This is a genomic window from Planktothrix tepida PCC 9214 (assembly GCF_900009145.1).
Lineage (GTDB): Bacteria > Cyanobacteriota > Cyanobacteriia > Cyanobacteriales > Microcoleaceae > Planktothrix > Planktothrix tepida.
Window position 1 is genome coordinate 307,165 of sequence record NZ_LN889813.1, and the last position, 23,553, is coordinate 330,717.

At 39.3% G+C, this 23,553-nt stretch carries 17 protein-coding genes and 1 pseudogene; 11 read left to right on the forward strand and 7 right to left on the reverse strand.

Annotated features, from left to right (window positions below; genetic code table 11):
* Positions 1–44: 44 nt before the first annotated feature.
* Together rimP and PL9214_RS24000 are read right to left on the reverse strand one after the other, a co-directional pair.
* Positions 45–512, reverse strand: coding sequence for a ribosome maturation factor RimP (gene rimP / locus PL9214_RS23995; protein ID WP_072721599.1), 468 nt, complete (start codon positions 510–512; stop codon positions 45–47).
* A 209-nt stretch (positions 513–721) separates the two neighbouring features.
* Positions 722–2,158: a hypothetical protein gene (locus tag PL9214_RS24000; RefSeq protein WP_245824356.1), complete on the reverse strand. Its 1,437-nt coding sequence runs from the start codon at positions 2,156–2,158 to the stop codon at positions 722–724.
* A gap of 250 nt (positions 2,159–2,408) precedes the next feature.
* Here PL9214_RS24000 and PL9214_RS24005 point away from each other — a divergent pair, with 250 nt between their 5' ends.
* The gene (locus PL9214_RS24005) at positions 2,409–3,443 is read left to right on the forward strand and encodes a glycosyltransferase family 2 protein (RefSeq protein ID WP_072721601.1); all 1,035 of its coding nucleotides are present in this window, start codon (positions 2,409–2,411) and stop codon (positions 3,441–3,443) included.
* Here the strand turns inward: PL9214_RS24005 and PL9214_RS24010 are convergent.
* The 3 genes from PL9214_RS24010 to PL9214_RS24020 are packed head-to-tail and all read right to left on the reverse strand — an operon-like array spanning position 3,430 to position 9,619.
* Complete coding sequence (locus PL9214_RS24010; protein ID WP_072721603.1) at positions 3,430–5,676, reverse strand: tetratricopeptide repeat protein; 2,247 nt, start codon at positions 5,674–5,676, stop codon at positions 3,430–3,432. The two genes, PL9214_RS24005 and PL9214_RS24010, sit on opposite strands and share 14 nt — an antisense overlap.
* 30 nt (positions 5,677–5,706) lie before the next feature.
* On the reverse strand, positions 5,707–8,367 hold the full coding sequence (locus PL9214_RS24015; protein WP_072721605.1) for a tetratricopeptide repeat protein: 2,661 nt from the start codon (positions 8,365–8,367) through the stop codon (positions 5,707–5,709).
* A 58-nt stretch (positions 8,368–8,425) separates the two neighbouring features.
* Entirely contained in the window at positions 8,426–9,619 is a 1,194-nt protein-coding gene (locus tag PL9214_RS24020; RefSeq protein WP_072721606.1) for an RNA-guided endonuclease InsQ/TnpB family protein, read from the reverse strand.
* Between the two features lie 652 nt (positions 9,620–10,271).
* Between PL9214_RS24020 and PL9214_RS24025 the strand changes: the two genes are divergently transcribed.
* The 6 genes from PL9214_RS24025 (at position 10,272) to PL9214_RS24050 (ending at position 15,567) form a co-directional block, all read left to right on the forward strand.
* Positions 10,272–11,087, forward strand: a complete 816-nt coding sequence (locus PL9214_RS24025) for an SDR family NAD(P)-dependent oxidoreductase (RefSeq protein ID WP_072722319.1) — start codon at positions 10,272–10,274, stop codon at positions 11,085–11,087.
* A 237-nt stretch (positions 11,088–11,324) separates the two neighbouring features.
* Positions 11,325–11,846, forward strand: coding sequence for a photosystem I assembly protein Ycf3 (locus PL9214_RS24030; protein WP_072721608.1), 522 nt, complete (start codon positions 11,325–11,327; stop codon positions 11,844–11,846).
* Positions 11,847–11,900: 54 nt separating this feature from the next.
* Positions 11,901–12,194 carry an Asp-tRNA(Asn)/Glu-tRNA(Gln) amidotransferase subunit GatC gene (gene gatC / locus PL9214_RS24035; protein ID WP_072721610.1) on the forward strand — a complete coding sequence of 98 codons (294 nt, stop codon included), beginning with the start codon at positions 11,901–11,903 and terminating at the stop codon, positions 12,192–12,194.
* Positions 12,195–12,489: 295 nt separating this feature from the next.
* Complete coding sequence (gene psbD / locus PL9214_RS24040; RefSeq protein WP_072721612.1) at positions 12,490–13,548, forward strand: photosystem II D2 protein (photosystem q(a) protein); 1,059 nt, start codon at positions 12,490–12,492, stop codon at positions 13,546–13,548.
* Positions 13,549–13,772: 224 nt separating this feature from the next.
* Positions 13,773–14,834: a ParA family protein gene (locus PL9214_RS24045; protein ID WP_072721613.1), complete on the forward strand. Its 1,062-nt coding sequence runs from the start codon at positions 13,773–13,775 to the stop codon at positions 14,832–14,834.
* Positions 14,818–15,567: a HEPN domain-containing protein gene (locus PL9214_RS24050; RefSeq protein ID WP_072721615.1), complete on the forward strand. Its 750-nt coding sequence runs from the start codon at positions 14,818–14,820 to the stop codon at positions 15,565–15,567. The genes PL9214_RS24045 and PL9214_RS24050 overlap by 17 nt, the downstream gene beginning before the upstream one ends.
* Before the next feature lie 67 nt (positions 15,568–15,634).
* Here the strand turns inward: PL9214_RS24050 and PL9214_RS24055 are convergent, their stop codons facing one another.
* The gene (locus tag PL9214_RS24055; RefSeq protein WP_083580167.1) at positions 15,635–16,171 is read right to left on the reverse strand and encodes a DUF1499 domain-containing protein; all 537 of its coding nucleotides are present in this window, start codon (positions 16,169–16,171) and stop codon (positions 15,635–15,637) included.
* A 143-nt stretch (positions 16,172–16,314) separates the two neighbouring features.
* Between PL9214_RS24055 and PL9214_RS24060 the strand changes: the two genes are divergently transcribed.
* The 4 genes and pseudogenes from PL9214_RS24060 (at position 16,315) to PL9214_RS24075 (ending at position 20,640) form a co-directional block, all read left to right on the forward strand.
* On the forward strand, positions 16,315–16,794 hold the full coding sequence (locus PL9214_RS24060; RefSeq protein ID WP_072721617.1) for a CBS domain-containing protein: 480 nt from the start codon (positions 16,315–16,317) through the stop codon (positions 16,792–16,794).
* Positions 16,795–17,008: 214 nt separating this feature from the next.
* Positions 17,009–17,671, forward strand: coding sequence for a phycobilisome degradation protein NblB (gene nblB / locus PL9214_RS24065; RefSeq protein WP_072721619.1), 663 nt, complete (start codon positions 17,009–17,011; stop codon positions 17,669–17,671).
* Positions 17,672–17,882: 211 nt separating this feature from the next.
* Positions 17,883–18,284 (forward strand): annotated as a pseudogene (locus tag PL9214_RS24070) (MBL fold metallo-hydrolase); the annotation flags it as partial.
* A 457-nt stretch (positions 18,285–18,741) separates the two neighbouring features.
* Positions 18,742–20,640 (forward strand): cation:proton antiporter, encoded by a 1,899-nt coding sequence (locus tag PL9214_RS24075; protein ID WP_072721622.1) that lies wholly within the window; start codon positions 18,742–18,744, stop codon positions 20,638–20,640.
* A gap of 39 nt (positions 20,641–20,679) precedes the next feature.
* On the opposite strand, the gene PL9214_RS24080 is transcribed toward PL9214_RS24075, so the two are convergent.
* On the reverse strand, positions 20,680–22,902 hold the full coding sequence (locus PL9214_RS24080; RefSeq protein ID WP_072721624.1) for a hypothetical protein: 2,223 nt from the start codon (positions 22,900–22,902) through the stop codon (positions 20,680–20,682).
* Positions 22,903–23,553: the final 651 nt, after the last annotated feature.

Below are 23,553 nucleotides of genomic sequence, written 5' to 3' on the forward strand. Positions count from 1 at the left end.
GAGTGGAAAGTTTCTATTTATTGACTTCCAGCGTTATAAAACCTTTATTCCTCTCCACTTTCGTCTAGTAAAACTTCCGTTACTAACTCGCGCGGAATTGCGATTTGCCGCCCTTTTTGACTGAGATAAACAGTTGTTTCATCCCGACGCACGAGTTTTCCCCGTTGTTGAGTCTGACCTTTGTAGGGTTCTGATGTTTTGACAATGATCGGAAATCCTTTGAAGGAAATAAATTCGCGATCGCTGGTTAAAAATTGTGAAATTCCTGGGCTGGAAATCTCCAAAACATACGCATCGGGAATAATATTCGTCGTCTCTAACTGTTCTTCCAAAGCCCGACTCATCCGTTCACAATCATCCAATCCAGTATCCTGACTGGGGTTGCGGATATCGACACGCAGTACAGGCGGTTTCTGATTGGTGTAAAAGGTAGCCCCCACCACTTCCAGTCCCAAGGTTTGGGCGATGGGGGTGGCGATATCAAGAATTTCGGGGATCAGGGGATGAGCCATAGTTGACGGGAATATTAGAGTCTACAGAAGTTCTGGCGTTACACTGACATGAAAAAAGTGGGCTTCACCCACTCTGCGCGTGAAACAGTGTCCTCCCAGAAGCCAAAGACGAACCCAAAGGGTTCGCCTCTTCTTCTAGTTTAGCTTACGGTGAAGGCAATTGTCAGGGGTCTTGTCGGTTGATGGGTAACGGTTGACAAGGACAACATTTAATCGGTTTGTGTTAATCGTCTTTGTTCGTGTAATTGGGCGAGAACTTGTTCAAAGTTAGATTCATCCACCTGTTGAATATAGTTAATTTTGAATTCTTCTAAAAAGTCAATTAATAAGGTTTGGATTTCGGCAAAGCCTTGTTCTTTTTGTAATTCTTCTCCTAACACCTGACTAAAGTTTTTAACTAATTGATTGGTTAATTTTGTACCAACGGGATCTTCCATTGCTTTTTTCACCGTTTCATAGGCATCCTGTGGCCCTTCTGTTGCTAATTTAGACAGTTCAGCAATAATTCTTTCTTGAATTTGTTCAGGAATTTGTTGTAACCCCGGTATACTTTTAAACTGTTGAATAACGGGGGATTGTTGGATGACTTGTTCAATATTATAGCGCAATAATGCTTCAATATCGGGTTCTATTTTAGGAATAACATTATAAATAATTGTTTTAATTAAATGATTAGCAATCGCCTCTATTTCATTAATATTATTAATATCTAAATATTTTTTATTGCGATTCGTGAAAAATCGCTTAACCACATCTCCTTTCTCAATTTCCCGTTGAACTTGTTCAAGACCTTCAACCACAACGGCTTCGGTTAATTCCCTGGCTATTCCAGCCACAAATCCGCGAGTCACTTGAAGCCGAATATATTCTAAACTAATAAAATGGACTTGATTTAAGCGTAGTGCTACAGGAATTATTCTTAATAATCGCCAAAAGGGTAAAAACAAAAAGACATCATACCACCGCCATAACATCGCATCAAACCAAGTTACTCTCGGATAACGACGGCTAATAAAATAGGTTCTGGCTAAAAATTCGAGGAAGAAAATGATCACAAAGGGTAAATCAATTTTCCAAAAAGTTCGAGTGAATTCCCCATTTTCTCCGAGAGTTCGATAATAGTTTGTGGCAATTAAAGGACTAATATTTTTTTCAAACCAGTCAATTTCTTGATCATATCCTTGTTGTTTGAGATAAGATGTACTCCAAAAGGTATTAAAAGATTGTTTAGCGGAATTTTGAGGATTTTCGACATGATCTCGCATTCGATTTTTAATGCGTTCTAAAGTTCCGCTTTTTTCAGCAATTGCAAAGGGATTTTCATTGATCATTCCCTCACTTTGAGCGCGTAATTGTGCTAAAATTTCATCGGTTTCAGTAGAATTTAAACTGGTTTCAGTTACACTAACTTTTAACTGCTCAACAGTCTCTAAATATTTTTCTGTATCTTGATGAGGTTCTATCCCTTTAACGGGATCATAAATTTGGGTTAGAACCGGAATATACCGAAAATAATAATCTCGCAAATCAGTATAAGTCAGGTTAAATAAAACTAATCCATAGTTAACGGTAACGACAATAGCCATTAACCGCTCAAACCAAGGAAGTTTTTGATTTTGGGGAACAGAGATAGAATTTTTTTTCATTATAAATTAAATAATCACAGAACAATAAGTAGCAAGTCCCAAATCAACGAATATTAATAAATCTTCTCTAGTTAAGCTAAAGTACCTAGATTCTTAGGCTAAAGCCCAACACTGAACTTTTTTAAGTTAACCAGAATTCTGTCCAGAGACTAACTCAAGTTAGAGGAATTATTAATAGCAGTTTTAGGTATTATAGAAGATAAAAATCAACCCTAACATTTAACATTGAATCAAGTTCTGGATTAAATCTATGTCCAATTCCTTAGAAACTCCCCAAATTAGTATTGTGATTCCAGCATACAACTGCGATCGCTATATTGGGCAAGCGATCGAAAGTATTCTTAATCAAACTTATTCTGCTTATGAAATTATCGTCGTGGATGATGGTTCCCAGGACAACACCCGGGAAGCGTTACAACCCTATTCTCAACAGATTCACTATGTTTATCAACAAAACCAAGGGGTTTCTGTCGCGCGAAATCATGGGTTAAATTTAGCGAAGGGAGAGTTTATTGTCTTCCTCGATGCGGATGATACTTTTCTTGACGATAAATTAGCAACTCAACTAGCAGTTTTTGAAGCACAACCCCAACTGGGACTGGTTCAAAGTGGATGGCGTCGCGTGAACCAACAGGGAGAAACCCTAATGGATGCGACACCTTGGGACTATGTTCCTGAATTGAATTTAGAAATGTGGTTGCGTTGGAAACCTTTGGGAACAATGGGAACTTTAATGTTTCGTCGAGACTGGTTATTAAAAGTTGCAGGGTTTGAACCGGGGTTAGCCCATGCGGAGGATGTGGATTTAATTTTAAGATTAGCATTATTAGGCTGTGAATCCGCTTGGTTACGTCAGTCAACGGTTTGTTATCGTCAACATGACCGCAACACAATGCGGGATGGAATTTCTCAAGCAAAATCGATTAATTATGTTTTGGATAAATTTTTTAATCTTCCCAATATTCCCTTAGAAATTCGGTTAATTGAAAATTGGGTGCGGTATAGTACCTTAGTTTGGAGTTCTTGGTATTTATATTATACAGGTTTCCCGCTAGAAATGGCAGAATATTTACAAAAAGCTTGGCAATATACCCCATTTTTGGCGGTAGAAACTTTAACCAATTGGACAGAAAGTTTTGTTCATTATTCTAATAGTTTAGAACAGCCTTTATCTGTGAATCAACTGTGTAGTTTACCGGAATGGCAAAATTTAACAACTTGGGTTTTACAACAAACAATACAACAACGTTCTCAACCTTTAGAAGCAGGAATTAAGTTATTTTAATTTCAGCTAATTCTAACAATTTCATGAACTCATCCAGATTAATTTTCATATCGAGTTGTCCGAGATGAGTTAAATTTTCTGTTGTTTTATCAATGACTTCACTAATTAAATAGTAATGTTCTAACTGACAAAGATTGCTAATCAATCGATAATAAATCGGAACATAATCTGGGTGAAATAGCTCAATAATTTTAGTTCTAGGTTGACAAAATACAATATTAGATAATCCAGCACCATGCGGCGCTATTACAACGGATGCGGTCGCCATTAATTCTACTTGTTCGGAAAAGCTTAAAGTTTCTAAAACCACGCTTTCAAAGTTTAATGGTTTCAGACATTGAAATAATTCATCTTGGTTAATAACATTACGATAACTTGCTTTTTCTCGACTCAAATAAATCCGGCGATAAGGGGTAATATTCCCAATATTAGCGGGAAGAAAAGCTGATCTCAAAAAGTTACACACCCATGCAGGTGTGATCACATTTTTGTACATTAAATTCGGGGAAGGAACAATAATTTTATGAGCTTGAATATGATGATGAGTCATACTCACTATAATTTTAGACAAGGGAACACCAAGCTTAACTAAGGTTTCTTTTTGATAAGTTGGATAGTCTGCATTAATCACAAAATAATCAATATCATCCCAGGAAATCCCACTTTCTTGAATTAAATGAAAACCGGGTAAAACATCATACAGCCAATGAAAATAGGTTGCTCCCCAACGCACCGATAAAAAGGCAATTGTTCCCTCAATTTGATAGACTGGTGCTAATTGATTCGACGATAAAACTAATTCAGCACATCCCGTTGAAAGATCCGTAACTAATTGATTATTTTCTGTTATAATGGCACTGGTGGCTAAATCTCCCCAGGCTCTAGCATTCTCTAAAATGGCTACAAATGCTTTTTGAGTTGTAGCGTGATCAAACATTAAACAAAATTGAGATTGAGAAATTGTTTTTGACGGAGTTAAAGTAATATTAGATTCAGAATAAATAGGTATAAAATTGATTTGAGAATCAATCTGGGATAAAGTCAGTTGGTGTGTCGGAATGGGACAATATTTTTGAAGAATTGCAGAGGGTATTTCTCTAGCGTTATAACAGCCTAAACCTTCTTCATCATATCCTTGTTGCATCAAAACCTCAGCAATTATATCGTAAGGTTTCATAAAATCAGGATTAATTTTTAAGGCTTCAAGACAACAATAAATAGCCTGTTCCCATTGCTTTTGTTTTAACCAAACATCTCCTAAATCTGCATAATATTGAGAAAGATTAGGATTAATCTGAATCGCTTTTGTATAATAAAAAATTGCATCTACAATCTTATTGTTGACTTTATAAATATTTCCTAAAATATGGTAAAGTTCATCCGCTTCAGGACGTTTCTTTAACTGTTCTTCAAAAATTAAACTTGCTTGAATTAATTCTTGAGATTGTATAATTTTAGGAATAATCTCATCTAATAGCTCTTGATAATAGGCATTAGATTTAGCCGCTTCATAATAGGCAATAACAGCCTCATACCATTGGTGAGTTTCTAATAACGCTTTTCCTAATTTGGGATAAAACCAATCAATATTATTCTCAATTTTAATAGCTTGACGATAAGCTTTTATTGCTTCTAACCATTGTTGTTTTCCAGAAAAAGCTTCTCCTAACCAATAATAAGCTTGATGGGAATTAGGATAAATTTCTAAAGTTTTTAAATACAAAGAAATTGCTTGATCCCATTTGCTTTGAGAAATTAAACTTTTGCCGAAATCAATATGAGATTGAAGGGGGATAGATTCAGGTTCTAAAATTAATACTTGAAACCAACATTCTAGTGCTTTTTCGGGTTGGTTTAGGTAGCTAAAAACACTATATAAATTTCGGTAAATCCCGACTTGATTCGGTTTTAACTGTAAAGCAATTTCATAGAATTTTAAAGCTTTTTCCCATTGCTGTTGTTGTAGATAAACTGTCCCTAAATTCCCTAGAACTTCGACCCAGTTCGGTTGTAGTTTTAAGGCGTTTTCATAGTATGATTTAGCTTCCTCTAGTTGTCCTTGCAATTGTTTCGCTAACCCAATGGTACTGTAAGCTAACGCAAAATTAGGTTGCAATTGTAAGATGTTTTGACAAGTTGTAATCGCTTCTTCATATTGCTGTTGAGCGATATGGCGAGACGCTTGTTGATATAAAACAATGACAGAATTGTCTGGTGTTTCAGATGGTTGCATGATCTCGACCCTGATAAAATATTGACAAGATTAAGAAAGTTCTGTAACTCCAGCTAATTCTAATAAACTCATTAAATCATCGATATTAATCCGCATATCTAATAATCCTAAAAACGTAATATCATCTAAAGCTTCATTTTCGACAAGCTCTCCAATTAAATAATAATGTTCTAGCTCACAGATATTACTAATAATTCGATAACAAGGTGGAATATGAGTGGGTGCAAATAATTCAATCACCTTAGTTCCAGGCTGACAAAACACAATATTAGATAAGCCCGCACCATGGGGAGTTAAAACCACTGACGCACTAGCCATTAATTCGGCTTGTTCAGAAATCGTTAAAGATTCTAGTACAACGCTCTCAAAGTTCAAGGGTTCTAAACGTTTAAGTAACTCATCTTGATTCACCAGATGACGGTAACTGGCTTGTTCTCGACTAATATAGATGCGACGGTTTGTAGAAATTTTCTGAAAATCTTGAGAAACAAATTGTTGTTTGAGGAATTTGCAAATCCAAGGAGAAGTTGTTGTGGAATTATGGAAAAAATTAGGCGCGGGAACAATAATTTTTTGCGCTTGAATATAAGGTTGATAACGACTTTCGATAATTTTGGATTCTGGGATACCTAATTTTTGTAAGGTTTGCTTTTGATAGGGAGAACGATAACTATTGAAAACGAAATAATCAATACTATCTAAGGAAATACCGCTTTCTTGAATCAAATGAATACCCGGTAAAACATCATACAACCAATGATAAAATGCTTCTCCCCATTGCACGGATAAAAAGGCAACCGTTCCATCAATTTTATATGCTGGGGGTAATTTATTAGAGGATAAAACCAATTCAGCGCATCCGGTTGAAATATCAGTGAGTAATTCATTTTGTGCAGTCATAATTGCACTGGTCGCTGAATCTCCCCAGACTTTCCCATTCTCTAATATCACGACAAAAGCATTTCGAGTTTCAGCTTGACCAAAAATAAAGCCGGGATGAAATTGAGCAATTGTTCGAGAGGGGTTTAGAGGAATTTGACTAGCTGGATAAACGGGAATATAAGTCACATGAGAACTAAAGTCTGATGTAATCAATTGATCAGGATTAATAGAACAGTATTGTTCTAAAAGTGACCAAGGTAATTCTTTATAGTTATAACATTTTAAAGCTTCTTCTGTTTTTCCTTGCTGCTGTAAAATTTTAGCAATATTTTGATAAGCTTCAATTAAATCCGGCTTCATTTGTAAAGCGTCCATTAAGTAGGACATGGCTAGATCTAATTCTTGTTTTTTTAACCAAGCTTCTCCTAATCCAGCATAATATTCAGCGACTTTTGAATTAAGATTGATAGCTGTTTGATAGGATGCGATCGCTTCATCAATTTGACCTTGAGAGTTATATAAATTCCCTAATTGATAATGTAAAATATGAGCTTTGGGAGTCACTTCAAGACATTTTTGATAAACGGAAATAGCAGTTTCTATTTCCTCCTGTTCAATTAAGGTATCTGCTAATTGATCTAACAGCCAAAGATTATTCGGATTGAGTTCAACGGCTTTACAATAAGCATCAATTGCCTGATTCCATTGTTTTTGACCTGTAAATAATTTTCCGATTTGGGGATATAACCAATCCACATTCGGTTCCAGTTCAATTGCTTGCTGATAGCAAGTTAACGCTTCCTCAAACTGTTGCATTTCCAACAAGCTATTTCCTAGGGTAAAATGCAACCAAAAGCCATCAGGATTAATCTCAATAGCTTGGCGATACCAATCAACAGCTTCTTGATGTTTTCCGGTTTTAGAACAAATTTCTCCTAATTTAAAATAAGAACCGAAAAATTTAGGATTAAGGGCAATTCCTTGGTAATAAGCAAGGGTGGCTTCTTCCCATCTTTGTTGTTCAGATAAAGCATTTCCCAGTTGATGATATGTCCAGGAAAAATTCGGGCTGAGTTCAATGGCTTTTTGGTAATTTGCGATCGCTTCATCCCATTTTTGTTGCTGAACTAACGCATCTCCTAAACTTTGATAAAACAGGTAACTATCGGGATCAAGACTAATTGCTTGATTATAGGCGGCGATCGCATCTTCCCATTGTTGTTTCCGGCTTAAAGCTTCTCCCAAACTAAAATAGGAGTGGGGCAAATTGGGATAAATTTCTACGCCCTTAGTATAGAGTTCCAGAGCTTGATCTAATTTGCCTTTTTCAATTAACGTTTTTCCAAAATCCATATAATCTTGAGGAGAAACGCATTGTGGCTCTAAAATTAAGGCTTGAAACCAAGCATGATTCGCTTCTTCCGGTTGATTGAGATTAATCCAAACCCTATATAAATTCTGATAAATTATGGCTTGATTCGGTTTAAAATGCAGCGCAGTTTGATAAGATTGCAGGGCTTCTTGCCATTGCTGTTGTTGAACATATACCGTCCCTAAATTAGCATGAACTTCCACCCAATCGGGTTTGAGGTCGAGGGCTTTGGTATACCAAAATTTGGCTTCATCTAGTTTTCCTTGCAATTGTTTAGCCAACCCCATCGTACTGTAAGTCGGGAGGAAGCGAGGTTGCAACTTCAGTGCTTGCTGACAGACTTCAACCGCCTCATCAAACTGCTGTTGGGCGATATAGCGATGTGCCTCGGCGTGCAAATCAAAAACTGTTTTCTCTGGAGTATCAGACAATGGCATGATCAACCGTGAAAGATAGAGTATCAATATAGACGTTGTAGTGAACTACTCCGACCCGCTACGCTGAGGTCGGAGCTTCCTGTCCAACAGAAAGCACAACAGTAGATTTCTTGCGTCCTCCACTATTACGTCTGACATCTGGACAACAGGCTGACTCGCTAGTTCCTAACGACAAAAAACGCAGTCCTTCATCTCTAATATTTTTGGCAGCGTTGATATCTCGGTCGTGTTTTGTACCACAATGATTACAAGTCCATTGTCGAACATCTAAAGGCAAGCTATCAACCACATTTAAGCAATGATTACAAGTTTTTGAGGAAGGGAAAAATCTATCAATTTCTAAATAGATTTTTCCTTCTTGTTCTGCTTTATAGAAAAGCATGGTCTGGAATTGACCCCATCCAACTTGAGAAATTGCTTGCGCTAAACAGTGGTTTTTGACCATGCCTTTGATATTTAGATTTTCACACACAATAACTTGGTTTTCGTTGACTATCCTGCGTGATAGCTTATGGTGAAAATCCTCACGGCATCGAGTAATTTTGTTGTGAACTTTAGCTACTTTAAGTCTGGCTTTAGATCGATTATTTGAATCTTTCTTTTTGCGAGATAATGATTTCTGTTTAATCTTGAGATTGCGCTCATGCTTTTTCAACCATCTAGGATTAGCGAATTTACTACCATCTGAAGTGATACAGAAATCGTTTAATCCCATATCTAAACCAATCGCCTTACCTTCAGATGAAGGATTGGGAATCTTCTTTCCATCCTCAAATAAAACAGAAGCATAATATTGATTACACTTGTTTTTGGTGATAGTTACAGTTTTAATCGCTCCCTCTATAGGACGGTGAATTTTAGCAAATATTTCACCAATTTTGGGAAAGCATAAACTATTACCACTGATTCTTACATTTTGAGGATAAGATAAAGATTGTTTCCCGTGTTTAGATTTGAATCTAGGATAGTCTGCACGTCTTTCAAAGAAGTTAATGAACCCTCGACTAAGGTTTAAGCAAACAACTTGCAAGCATTGGCTATAGGTATTTTTCAACCATTCATATTCTTTCTTGAGAGCAGGTAATTGTTTTTGTAAGTCGTAACGTGATAATCCTTTCCCGGTTTGTTGATAGGTTTCATTTGTCAAGTTCAAAAAACGATTCCACAGCCAACGAACCGAGCCAAAAGCTTGAGCTAATAACTCCTGTTGTTGAACGGTGGGATAGATTCTGACTTTGACTGTTTTGAGCATCTTACCAGGAACCACGTTTACGATAAAATGCTAACAAACGAAGTTTGAGATTGTCAAGTGCTGATCGCACTTTTTGTTTTTCCAAAATTCATACTCACCCTCAGTTGATCGGGGTAGGGATGAATTTTGGGATTTTGTTAATACAGATAGTTTATCAGGCGTAAAGTTTCCGGTGTTGGGTGGGCAGAGGTGCAAATCCTGAATGTTTTGTGCGCCACTCATATTCCCTAACTCCATCAGGGTAAGGCATCAGATAGCCTGACAACTCCGGTCTATTTATCAATTATGAAGTAATATTAAGCAAATTTTATTAAAAATTGTTGCAAGTTCTTGATTGGCTTGTTAGATTGTGCATAGAGGGTCTTTCCAATCAATGCTCGTATTGAGGAGACATTTGAGCCATGGGTGAAATCAATGTTGCTCTATTCACCAGGAATTAAGGAAAAAAGATAGCCTGGTCTGTTGTCTAATCATGACCCATTACTGATCTCTACACTCATGATCCAAAATTTTTAACCTTTCAAGATTGTTTCAACTCTGCATAGAGGAATATCGGTGTTTCTAACGGTTGTTAGGCGGGGATGGAAAGAAATTTTATCCTAAATCCCTGGCGAAATTGCACCGAATTCCTCCTCAACAGGAGGTTTTTGCGATGACTATTCAAGGAAAAACAGCCCTAATTACAGGGGCTTCTCGTGGAATTGGCCGAGCAATTGCCTTAGAATTTGCTCAACATCACGTCAAACGTCTGATTTTAGTGGCACGAGATCGTCAGCGATTAGCTGAATTAGCGACAGAATTAGAAGCGATGGGGGTGGAAGTCGTTACCTTAGCCTTAGACTTAACCCAACCCGTGAAAGTTAATATTGCCATTGCCCAAGCTTGGCGGTCTCACGGGCCAATTGAAATTTTAGTCAATTGTGCTGGAGTCGCCCACCAAAAGCCCTTTTTACAATCCAAACTCCTAGATGTTCAAGAAGAAATCTCCTTGAATTTAATCGGGTTGTATACCATTACTCATGCCATTGCCCGACGCATGGCCCACCGCCAATCGGGAACGATTGTGAATGTATCGAGTTTAATGGGAAAAATTGCGGCTCCCACGATGTCCACCTATTCGGCGACCAAATTCGCGATTTTGGGATTTACGGAAGCCTTACGTCGGGAATTAGCGACCTACAATATTCGCGTTATGGCCTTATTACCCACCTTAACGGATACGGATATGACACGAGATTTACAACTGTTTCGTTGGGTGGTTCCCATGACCCCCGAACAAGTTGCCAAGGTGTTAGTCGCGGGGTTGGATAAAGACACCTCAGAAATTTTAGTCGGGTGGCAAAGCCATTTAGCTGTCTGGTGCAACCGCTTTGCACCTTGGTTGATGGAAAAAATTCTTCTGTTGACATCCCCCGTCACCCAAAAAATCCAAAAATCCTATCCCATCCTCACAGAAGCGGACTGTTAAGGGAATAGGCACTCTTGCAATGGGCAATGGGCAATAGGCAATAGGCACTCTTGCAATGGGCAATAGCGATTTATTCTATTCCCATTGCTCCCTGTTGACTGATAACTGATGACTGATAACTGATAACTGATAACTGATGACTGATGACTGATTAAGGTAACATGATTGCAATAGGCTGTTAAGGAACTTTCTCAAATCCTGAAATTCCCCGCCTCAACCTTTGGAGATTAAAATTTTATGCCGAGATCACAACGGAACGATAACTTTATTGATAAAACCTTTACGGTTATGGCAGATATGATTCTCAAGATGCTGCCCACCAACCAAAAAGCTAAAGAAGCTTTTGCCTACTATCGAGATGGAATGTCAGCCCAGGCGGATGGGGAATATGCAGAAGCTTTAGAAAATTATTATGAAGCATTAACCTTAGAAGAAGATCCCTATGATCGGAGTTTTATTCTCTATAATATTGGGTTAATTCATGCCAGTAATGGCGAACATGAAGAAGCCTTAGAGTATTATCACCAATCCATTGAATTAAACCCCCGAATGCCTCAAGCTTTGAATAATATTGCGGTCATTTACCATTATCAAGGAGAAAAAGCCAAAGAAGCTGGAGATGAGGAGAAAGCGGAACAAGAATTTCGCAAAGCTGCGGAATATTGGATCAGAGCCATTCAGTTAGCACCCAATAACTATATTGAAGCTCAGAACTGGCTGAAAGTGACAGGTAGAAGCAAGATTGATGTTTATTTCTAAGGGTTTTACCGTTGATCAATTTTCCCATTCACCTGTTATTAATTTAAGAAAACTATGTCAATTGATCGTGAACAAGTTGGTAAAGTCGCTCATCTCGCTAGACTAAAATTAACCCCAGAAGAAGAAGAAAAATTTACGGCTCAACTGGGTGAAATTTTAGATTATTTCGAGCAATTAAATGAACTCGATACGACTAAAGTTCCTCCCATGACACGAGCCATTGAAATGAGTAATATTACTCGACCTGATCAAGGGGAACCCTATGCCAAACGGGACAATATTCTAGCCAACGCCCCTGCACAAGAGGGAGACTATTTCAAAGTCCCTAAAATTATGGCTGAAGAATAAACAGCTATAGCACTACGCATTACTGTAGAGACGCGCCTATTGATGCCGTAAGGCTATTGGCGCGTCTCTAGTAGATCTGAAAGCCTTTTTCCCTGTTCCCAATTCCCTTTTTTGAATTCGGGACTCAAAACTGTTGCTGAACTCAAGATTTACCTCTATACTATGAAGTGACGTAAAGAAACATTAACTGTACTCATCAAATTTCTCAGATTCTGCTATTGCAGATGAGAGGAGCTTAATGGGAGCACATAACTCTTTACGACTTGTCATTATATATATTCGGAGATTTGCGTCCATGACTATTGCAGTCGAAAGACCGCAAGTGCAACGGGGATGGTTTGATGTCCTCGACGACTGGCTCAAACGCGATCGTTTTGTCTTCGTGGGTTGGTCAGGAGTTCTACTGTTTCCTTGTGCTTATCTAGCCCTTGGTGGCTGGTTAACCGGAACAACCTTTGTTACTTCCTGGTACACCCACGGTTTAGCAAGCTCTTATTTAGAAGGCTGTAACTTCTTAACAGCCGCTGTTAGTAGCCCCGCCAACAGCTTAGGACATTCCTTGCTGTTCCTGTGGGGGCCAGAAGCTCAGTGGGACTTCACTCGTTGGTGTCAACTGGGTGGACTGTGGGCATTTGTGGCTCTGCACGGTGCTTTCGCCCTGATCGGCTTTTGTCTGCGTCAGTTAGAAATTGCCCGTTTAGTCGGCATTCGTCCCTACAACGCCATCGCCTTCACTGGGCCGATTGCGGTATTCGTCAGTGTGTTCCTGATGTACCCCTTGGGTCAGTCTAGCTGGTTCTTTGGCCCTAGCTTTGGGGTGGCGGGAATCTTCCGCTTCATCCTATTCCTGCAAGGGTTCCATAACTGGACACTGAATCCCTTCCACATGATGGGAGTCGCGGGAATCCTCGGTGGTGCGCTGCTGTGCGCCATTCACGGAGCGACGGTGGAAAATACCTTGTTTGAAGATGGCGACAAAGCCAACACCTTCCGGGCTTTTGAACCGACTCAAGCAGAAGAAACCTATTCTATGGTGACCGCCAACCGCTTCTGGTCACAAATCTTCGGGATTGCGTTTTCCAACAAACGTTGGTTACACTTCTTCATGTTGTTCGTGCCTGTCACGGGACTGTGGATGAGTTCCATCGGTATTGTCGGTTTAGCACTCAACCTGCGGGCTTATGATTTCGTCTCCCAAGAATTACGGGCAGCCGAAGATCCTGAGTTTGAAACGTTCTATACCAAGAACATTCTGTTAAATGAAGGTCTGCGGGCTTGGATGGCTCCTGCGGATCAACCCCACGAAAACTTCATCTTCCCTGAAGAAGTTCTACCTCGTGGTAACGCTCTGTAATTAGAGTCTCTAATTACTAGGGAATGATTTAAAAACATCCGATTAATTTTAAAACCTCCTACAAAATTTGTAGGAGGTTTTATTAGTGGAATTGATTTGAACCCACACTCTGCACTTCTTAACAATAGGTAAAGGAGGCTTTAGGATAACAGAAATTGACATGAAACATAACTTTAATCTATAATAGAGCTATTATTATTTTAATTCTAAAGTTAATTACAACAATGGTTCAAAAAATTGCTCTATTTAATCATAAAGGTGGTGTTAGCAAAACAACCACGACCTTTAATCTAGGTTGGATGTTGGCAGAGAAAGGAAAAAAAGTGATCTTAGCTGATACCGATCCTCAGTGTAATCTAACAGGAATGGCATTAGGAGAAGGTACAGAAGAAGATGAAGAAAGAATAGAACAAATTTATAATACAAAATCTAACATTAAAACAGGTTTAGCTCCTGCATTTGAGTCTCAACCCAAAGCAATTGAAGCTATAGATTGTCTTCCAATAGAAGGTCGAGACGGATTATTTTTACTTCCAGGTAATGTGGGATTAGCTGAATATGAAGTCACACTGGGTATTGCACAAGAGTTAAGCGGGTCAATTCAAACGCTTAAAAATTTACCGGGTTCAATTAATTATTTATTTGAAAGAACAGCTAAAAAGTTTGATGCTGACTATATTTTAATTGATATGAGTCCCAGCTTGGGATCTATTAATCAGAATTTATTAATGATCAGTGATTTTTTTATAGTCCCTACAACGGCTGACTTTTTCTCCGTGATGGCTATTGATTCTTTGTCTAAAGTTTTACCGAAGTGGTATCGTTGGGCTAAATCTGCCAGCGATTTACCAATTTTAAAAGAGGCTGATTATCCTTTTCCTGATTTGACGTTACGCTTTCTAGGAACAATTGTACAAAATTATCGGATTAAAAATGGTCAGGAAACAAAAGCTTTTGAAAATTGGATTAAACGAATTGAGGAAACTGTTAGCTACAAGCTAGTTCCTAGTTTGCGAAGAAATAATATGCTATTACCAGAGAAGGCTTATAAACAGCAACAAATTCAAGATACTTTTACTTTAAAAAAGATTCCTAATTTCAATAGTTTAATTGCATTATCTCAAAAACATCAAACTCCAGTTTTTCGCTTAAGTCAAGTAGAGGTGAAACTACGGGGTCAAGCATTACGACAAAATCAACAGAAGCAACAGGAATTTGAAGAAATTTTTTCAAACTTAGCTGATAAAGTTATTGCCTTAACCTCCACTTATGCAGTCAGCCATTGATCAATTTCGGATTAGTATAAGTCGTGTAAGAGATTTAATTGCTTTGCATAATTCTATCAAAGTTCAAGCGACTAATGTTTTAGATGTTTCAGATATTTTAAGATCTGCTTTAGTTTTAGCGGTGAGTGCATTAGATTATTATGTTCATGAAGTTGTCACGTTAGGAATGTTAGAAATTTATCGAAGTCAACGTCCTGAACCCAGAGCTACTGCGAATACAAATCAATCCGCCTTCGCCCGTTTTCAAATCTCATTAGGTACAGCACGGCAAGATAGAATTCTAGCTCTTGATATTGAATCCTGGTTAGAAGATGAAGTACAACAAATGCAGGGTGAGGAATTTTTGCAACAACCTCAAACCCTGGCTAATTTAATTCCTTTAATTTCCAATAGTCTTTTAAATAAACTGAATAATATTTCATTTTTAGAAAATGAGATTAGAGAAAAATTAAGTTATAAAAGTTTTCAGGAACCTGATAAAATTGCTGAGGCAATTCGGTTAATTTCTGATAAAAAATTATGGGATGAAGTAGCTACTAAAATGGGAAGAGAAACGCCAGATATTAAACAAGAGTTGAAGGCGATTATTAATCGAAGAAATAAAATTGCTCATGAAGCTGATATCAATCCAACCTACAATATTGGTGAACGTTGGTCTATTGATCAAAACCAAGTCAATGATGCTATTAACTTCATTGACCAAGTGGTTGAGAGTATAGACCAAATTCTATAACAAGATGCTAAGATTAGCGATTGCGTGAAGCGCAGGATGACGCAGGGCTTTGCTAACGTGCAGTTTTTTAAAGATAAAATTCTGCTCGAATCGCTTCAATACGTTTCCGATTTACCCCTAAATCCGATTCTCCTAAACGGGAAGCCGAACGGACTTGAATTAAATTCTCTTGTTCATCTAAATAAAATTCTACATCATCGACAAATCCCATCAGAGGCGAGGTAAATTCGGCGTAAATATAATTCGGTTCAGCCGTAATAATAGCAGCATTTTCTGTATTTTCAAGAATCGTTTGAATCTGTTTAAATGCTGTTTCAGGAGCATCTGAGTAGCTGAAAGGTTCAATTTGATGAAGATCATCTATACCTTGGCTAGAAACACAATTCGGAGTATTAGGACAGGGTGCGAATTTACCCTCTTTAATACCGAGATTTGAGGGTCGAGTTCCTGAAAAAGAAAATAAACTGGCTATCACTGGAGAAGCAGAAACTCTTAAGGCTGAAGCCGGATAAACTAAGGTCAACTGAGTGATAATGACGACCATTACTGTCACTAAGACAGAGAAATATTGAATTTTCCAAACAGACCTGATTGATTTTTTCATAGGAAATTAAGATTTGATCTTTCCCCTGATTCTACAAGAAAAGTCCCTGAAGACCCTGAAATCTTTCTGGGGAGTATGAGCAAGGAATCTTAGAACTGATATGATCAACAGTAGAGAAGTTTATCAATCAAAGACTGGAAATCATGCCCAAGACTGTTGCTGAGGTGATGACCCCCAATCCGATTCTGGCCCAGCCAGAGATGCCACTCAGAGAGGCACTTCAACTTATGGTGGACAGACATATCGGTTGTTTACCTGTGGTCAATTCATCGGGTCATTTAGTGGGGATTATCTCTGGAACAGACTTGATGTGGCAGGAAAGCGGTGTGACTCCACCCGCCTATATTACGTTTCTTGATAGTGTGATTTACTTGGAAAACTTTTCCCGGTATGAACAGGAATTACATAAAGCTTTAGGCCAAACCGTGGGAGAAGTGATGACTCCTGAACCCCTTGTGACCATTACACCGAATAAATCGTTGTCCGATGCGGCTCGGTTATTCAATGAAAAACGGGTTCACCGTTTACCTGTGGTAGAGCAATCGGGTAAAGTGATTGGAATTCTGACCTGTGGGGATATTTTGCGGGTGATGGCAACAACACAAAGTTCAAAGGCAGATTAGGCAATCGGAAACTTAATCTCTCAAGCTGCAAATGTCGGGTGAATTGAATACAGCATGAGAAAAGGTTGGGGTATTTCGTTTTTACTCCAGCCCTAAAATTATGATTGAAAATTTTTAAAAATAAGAAAATATTGATGTATTGATGTCGAAGAACGTGGTATTATCCAATCATTTCAAAACGGTTTAGAGCCTTCATTTCACAACTTTAATTTTTATGACAATTACCCCAGAATCTGTTCAAAATTTGTTAATTTCTAGTGATTTAGGCGATCGCTTACGCGGTGTAAATCAACTCAGAGAATTGGAACCTGCAATTGCATTTGAGTTAATTCAAATCCCCATTAAAGATAGTAATAGTCGAGTTCGATATGCGGCTGTTAGCCAAATGGCAACTTTGGGGGAACAGAATTTAGAAATCGCTTATGAAATATTGAGCCATCACTTATTAAATGATCCTGAAGTCGATGTACAAGCTGCTGCCGCCGATGGATTAGGTGCGTTAAAACTTAAAAATGCGTTTGATGATCTGCAAACTGTTTACAATACAACCTCTGAATGGTTACTGAAACTGAGTATTGTTGCGGCAGTGGGAGGAATAGAAGAACCTCGTGCTTTTGAACTATTAGAACAAGCGCTTCAAGATGAAAATACTCTGATTCAAACCGTTGCCATTAGTGCATTAGGAGAATTAGGAGATCACAGAGCAATTCCTTTATTAGTTCCTTTTGTAACCAATTCCGACTGGCAAGTCCGTTATCGTGTTGCCCAAGCTTTAGTTCGTTTAGGAGGCAGTGAAGCTGAAACTTTGTTAAGACAATTAGCGGAGGATGAAGTGGAAATTGTTGCTCAAGAAGCGAAATCCCCAGTCGGTGGTTAAATTACTTTAAATCAGCTAGAAGGGATAAAATCTGTTAAACCCTTAGCTTCTAACTTTAGGGGGATGAGGCTGAGGGTTTAAATCAGTTGAATAAGCTAAGACACCGATTTATCACGGGATGATTTGTTGTTGTTTTTGATAGTTATAAAACGACCTGATCTAAACCTATGAAGCAACAAGGGATTTAGAAAAGAAAGGATTTAAAGCTTTATGTCCGTTAGAAACCTGGGAGAGCTTAACGATAAAAAAAGGTCAAACTCAACTTAAATTTACGGCGATGCCAGGAAGACATGGCCCCGGACTGTTAACGGCTTTGTTACCAAAAATGATGGGAAGTTTATTAGAATTTCAAACAGAATCCTCAACAACAGGATTCCGTCTTTATATTAGTGGGGATACGTTAGTTTATGATGATTTAAAAGAAATTCCTCGGCGATATCCGAATATCAATTTAGGGTTATTACATTTGGGAGGAACAAAAATTTTAGGTGTATTACTGACAATGGATGCTAAACAGGGAATAGAAGCGATTAAAATTATTTCACCCGATGTAACAATTCCAATTCACTATAATGATTATACCGTGTTTAAATCCCCTTGGAAGATTTTATAGAAGCTGTAAAAGTTGCAGGTTTAGAGGAAAAAGTAAGGTATTTGAACCCCGGTGAAACTTATACTTTTACGGTTAACGGTTAATAGAGATTCCTCGGTAGAGATGTGAAACGTTCCGTCTCTACTAGACATCTCCCCAATAGAAACCGGGATGGAATAAAAACAGCTTATAGAACTCATTAATTATTATTAATACAACTAAAAAAACCTATAAATCAGTTACTTGTGGAGAACCTAGCACAGGAGTGCGAGAGATTTTAAAAAATGAAACAGCCAGAAGTATTATCTCTGTTCCCAGTTAAGCTGTTCCCTTTTGAACCGAAATTTTGAACACCACTCAAATAGGATTGTTATAGTTTTTGTCTATCCCGTATCTGCGAGTTGAATTTCTGACACCTTGTAAGATAGTAAAGAACACCCCTTCCCATTTGAGTGGGTAGCCTGCGACAATAGCCCCTATGGAAACATCATCTTTTCACATTACCCTGTTGATGGTAATTACCGTCATTGCAGGGATTACGGCTCAAGTCTTGGCAGACTACCTGAAAGTTCCTGCCATCGTTTTTCTATTATTCTTTGGGATTCTCGTCGGAAATGATGGCTTGGGTGTCGTGCAGCCAAATCTTTTGGGAAGTGGGTTAGAAGTAATTGTCTCCCTCTCCGTCGCTTTAATATTATTTGAAGGGGGATTAAGTTTAGACCTGCGGGCTTTAGGTCAAGTTTCGGGCAGTATTCGCAATTTAGTGACGTTTGGAACCTTAATCACCCTAATGGGGGCAGGGATGGCGGCTCATTGGTTAGGGGAGTTTCCCTGGCAAATTGCCTTTCTCTACGCTTCCTTAGTCGTTGTTACAGGCCCAACGGTAATCGGGCCCTTGTTAAAACAAGTTTCCGTAGACCGTCAGGTGTCCGCTTTATTAGAGGGGGAAGGGGTTCTGATTGACCCTGTTGGGGCAATTTTAGCGGTTTTAGTGCTGAACGTTGTGTTAAATGGCAATACTGACCCGTTAGCAATTATGGGGCAATTGCTATTACGTTTGAGTATTGGGGCAGGAATTGGAGTAATTGGGGGCGGAATCTTGGGATGGTTCTTGAAAGCAGCCCAATTTATGTCAGAAGAATTAAAAAATTTAGTCGTATTAGCTGCCCTTTGGGGATTGTTTGATATTGCAGAATTGCTGATGAGTGAATCGGGGTTAATGACAACGGTTGTTACGGGAATGATGGTACGTTATGTTGGGATTCCCGATATGCGTCAGTTACTCCGATTTAAAGGTCAATTAACAATGTTAGCGGTGTCGGTTTTATTTATTTTATTAGCGGCGGATTTATCTTTAGATAGTATTGTGGCGTTGGGATGGGGAAGTATTTTTACAGTTTTAGCTTTAATGTGGGTGGTGCGTCCGATTAATATTTGGCTTTGTACTTTAAATAGTAATCTAAATTGGCGACAAAAATTATTTGCGTCTTGGGTTTCCCCGAGGGGAATTGTTTCTGCTTCCGTTGCGTCTTTATTTGCAATTCTACTAACCCAACGCGGAATTAACGGGGGAGATTCGATTAAAGCGTTAGTGTTTTTAACCATTATTATGACGGTGGTGATTCAAGGATTAACGGCTCGATGGATGGCAAAAACCCTAGGAATTACGTCGAGTTCGGTAACGGGGGCGGTGATTGTGGGTTCAAATCCTTTGAGTCGATTAATCGGCAAATTATTCCAAGAACGGGATGAATTAGTTGTGATGATTGATACTGATCCTGAAGCCTGTGAACAAGCAAGACAGCAAGGATTAACTGTTTATCAAAGTAGTGCTTTAGATCCAAATGTATTAGAAGAAGCGGGATTAGAATCAATCGGAACCTTCTTAGCAATGACCAGTAATGGAGAAGTTAATGTTGTTTTAGCAGAACGGGCTGATACGGAATTTAAACCGCCCCGTGTGTTGGCATTATTTCCCCGTGAACCGCAAACCAAAGCAACAGTAAATCGAGAAAAAATTCAACAAGCTTTTATCCCTGATTTACCCTTAAAACAATGGAATACCTATCTCGAAGACCGAGAAGTGAAATTAGGAGAAACGGTCTTACGCCAACCGGGTTTAGAATTTCAACGAGCGCACCTGCAAGCATTAATTCGCTCTGGAGAATTAATCCCTTTATTAATCGAACGAGATGGGAATTTGCAAGTGTTACCTGCCTCGGAATCTTGGCAAGTCGGAGATCAAATTATTTATCTGCTTCATGACCCGAAACCCAAGTTACTCAAGCGTTTATCGGGTTCTCAACAGTCTAATTTAACCTTAGAAAAACATCCCGTTGTTGAAGAAGTGCCCCTAGAAGCGTCTTTAAGCCGTTAAAAATCGGCGTTTAAATTCTAAAGACAGCCTCTAACCTACCTATTCTAAAAATAAATTAGGATTAGGTGCATTATTTCCATCACTGGGGCTAGGTTCTGATGCCGCGGGAGGTGCAGGTTCGGGTGCAGGTTCCGGCGCAGGTTCGGGTGCAGGTTCGGGTGCAGGTTCCGGCGCAGCAGCCGCAGGTTCGGGTTCAGGTTCCGGTGCTGGGGGAGGTTCTGCGGGTGCGGGAGGATAATCTGAATAACCGGAATCTGGGGCTACCGTTGAGTCATAACCTCCGCTATCGTTGGAATAGGAAGGTTCTGAATAATTAGAATTCCCGCTATCGTTGGAATAGGAAGGTTCTGAATAATTGGAATTCCCGCTATCGCTGGAATAACCGGAATCATTAGAGTAGGAATCTGTTTGAGAGACAGGACGAGCTTCTTCTACAGGTTCTTGTTGTGCAGCAATGGCTGCATCGCGTTCCGAAGCCCAGCCAGCAATCGCCCCTTGAGCTTCAGAATATAATGCCCGACCGTATCGAATTTGCGAAGCTTCAGCAATGGCCCCACTGAGATTTCCCTTTCCAGCTAAATCATAAGCTCGATTCAAAATCGGTCGATCTTCTGTCGTTTGTACTTGCGCCACCCAAGCGGAAATTTTATCCCGTGCTGGCTGATACAACGCTCGACCTGAGTTAATTTTAGAGGCTTTATCAATCGCAGCACTCAGATTTCCCTGTTTTGCTAAGGCTAAGGCTTCATTCAGAAGCGGTTGATCCTCAATAATTTCAATCCGTTTTGTCCATTCAGCAATTAATGTTTGAGCTTCAACCCGTAACGGACTTCCCAACCCAACTTGACGAGCTTGCTGCACAGCCGTTTCAAACCCATCTAGGGTTTCTGTTTGGGCTAACCGTCGAGCTAAAGCCAGGTAGGGCTGATCTTCTAATCGTTGAATTTCCTTACGCCAATGGGCGACTAAGGTTTGAGCGTGAACTCGTCGAGGTTGTTGAGGCGTAATCATCTGGGCTTGATCAATTGCCAGTTGTAATGTAAAAGGATGATCAATATTCGCCACGACTGTAGCCAACTGCAAATTGAGCAGATCTTGAATCTGTTGTGAAACCTCCTCTGGTTTAACTTGCGCTTCTGGATAGGGAGGACGATTATTTCCCATTTGATCCAGAGCCGCTTGTCCTTCCCAAAGAACCGCCATTTGTTGCCAAATGGGTTGACTATTGGTTTGATTCCAACTGAGGGCTTTAATTTGACCCATTAAAATCAAATTTTGGGATTCTGCATACAAAGGCGAATAGTGGGGAACCAAACTGGCAATATCTGTGAAACCCTCTATCTTTTTTTCTTTTAATTCTTTAACGGCTAAATCCAGTAAAGAGCGACTCCAATTTTTAATTTCTTTGATCGCCCCAGCTTGAATATAAAGTTTTTTATCAATTTTGTTGGCTAAAGCGATCGCTTCGGCTAATTTTTCGGGAGTATTTTCCTTCGCTAACTCACGCGCTTCATTCAAGCGTTGATTCCCTTGACGTTCCAAACTCAAGCGATCCATAATTTCATTAAATCGCTTTTCACTCCAATGGGTATTATTTAATTTTGATAACGCTTGGGCATATCCAAAAGCTTGTGTCCAATCTAAATCTTGCATGGCTTTCAGGGCTTTATCATAAATTTTTTGCCCTTGATCCCAATTATTTTTCCAGCCCTCTATGGCAATTTCCACCTGTTCATAAGCCGGGGTATTTTTCGGAACAATATTAACAATGGCTAAGGCTGCGTTTAAATCTCCATTACTATCAATTTTTTGCTTGGCAATTTCAATTAAGGCCTGTGACCACTGCTGCATTTTTTGTTGCGCGAGTCCCTGAAGCGGGTGATCTGCGGGCCAACTGGCAATTAAGGCAAAGGCTTGACGTAACGGTTCTATTTTGCCCGACTTTGTAGCGAGATCAGCACAATATAACCGTTCACTATCGGGAGATAAGGGCGAGATTTCTTCACAATTCGGTGCTGGAGGCATGGTTAATAACCACAGCAGAGCCCCCGTCCCCAGTGTTCCAAACCCCAAGAAAATAATCAACCACAGAAACGGCCAGCCCCAAAACCAAGGCGGAAGTTTCAAGGGAATTCGTTTCTGGACAGTTTGCTTTTCCTCTACAGTAGTTTCTGAGATGTTCTCCGAGGGTGAAGAACTCGAAACCTCCTCAGAGAATTCTGATGGAGATAAGCGGGTTTGATCAAATTGGGGTGTCGTCATTCCTTCACCGTTTCCTCATAATCGCGACTTCAGCCTAGCTCGGACTTGGAAGTCAGTTCCTGAATATCAGGCTCACTTCCCAAGCTAGTCTGAGAACCTGTGACCGTGCTGAACAAACCGAAGTCGAGTTTACATTGACAATTCCCTGACTCAAAGGGAGTAATTTTTAAGGTTTGTCCTGCTGTCAGAGGAGATTAAGCCATTGTAAACGAGCAGGTCTGTTGAAAACAGAAAACCTGATAAAATCATGGCAGATCTTAAGCTAATCCTCCAACTAAAGCAAGAAGAAATTTACAAAGTCTATCGTCTGTTCTTCCCCTACCCCCCACAGGCTACACCCTACCCCCTCTTCATTTACCGAAAAGGGTTTAAAGCCCTGTCCCTTCGACAGCCCTTCCACAAGGTTCAGGACAAGGCTCAGGGCAGGACTCAGGGCAAGCTCTTCTAGGACAGCTTTTTTTGTCTAGGTGTTGTCAACGCAATTTTTAGTCTCTATTAATAACTCTACAAACCTCTTTTCCAAGCGTACCCCATTACTAATTTACAGGAATTAATATTAGGCAAAATCTTCTTAACTTTATTAAAGACATCACCGTATAACACTTAAGGGATGAGTTATCGGTACAAGCCAAAAACCCGATTGATTTCTTT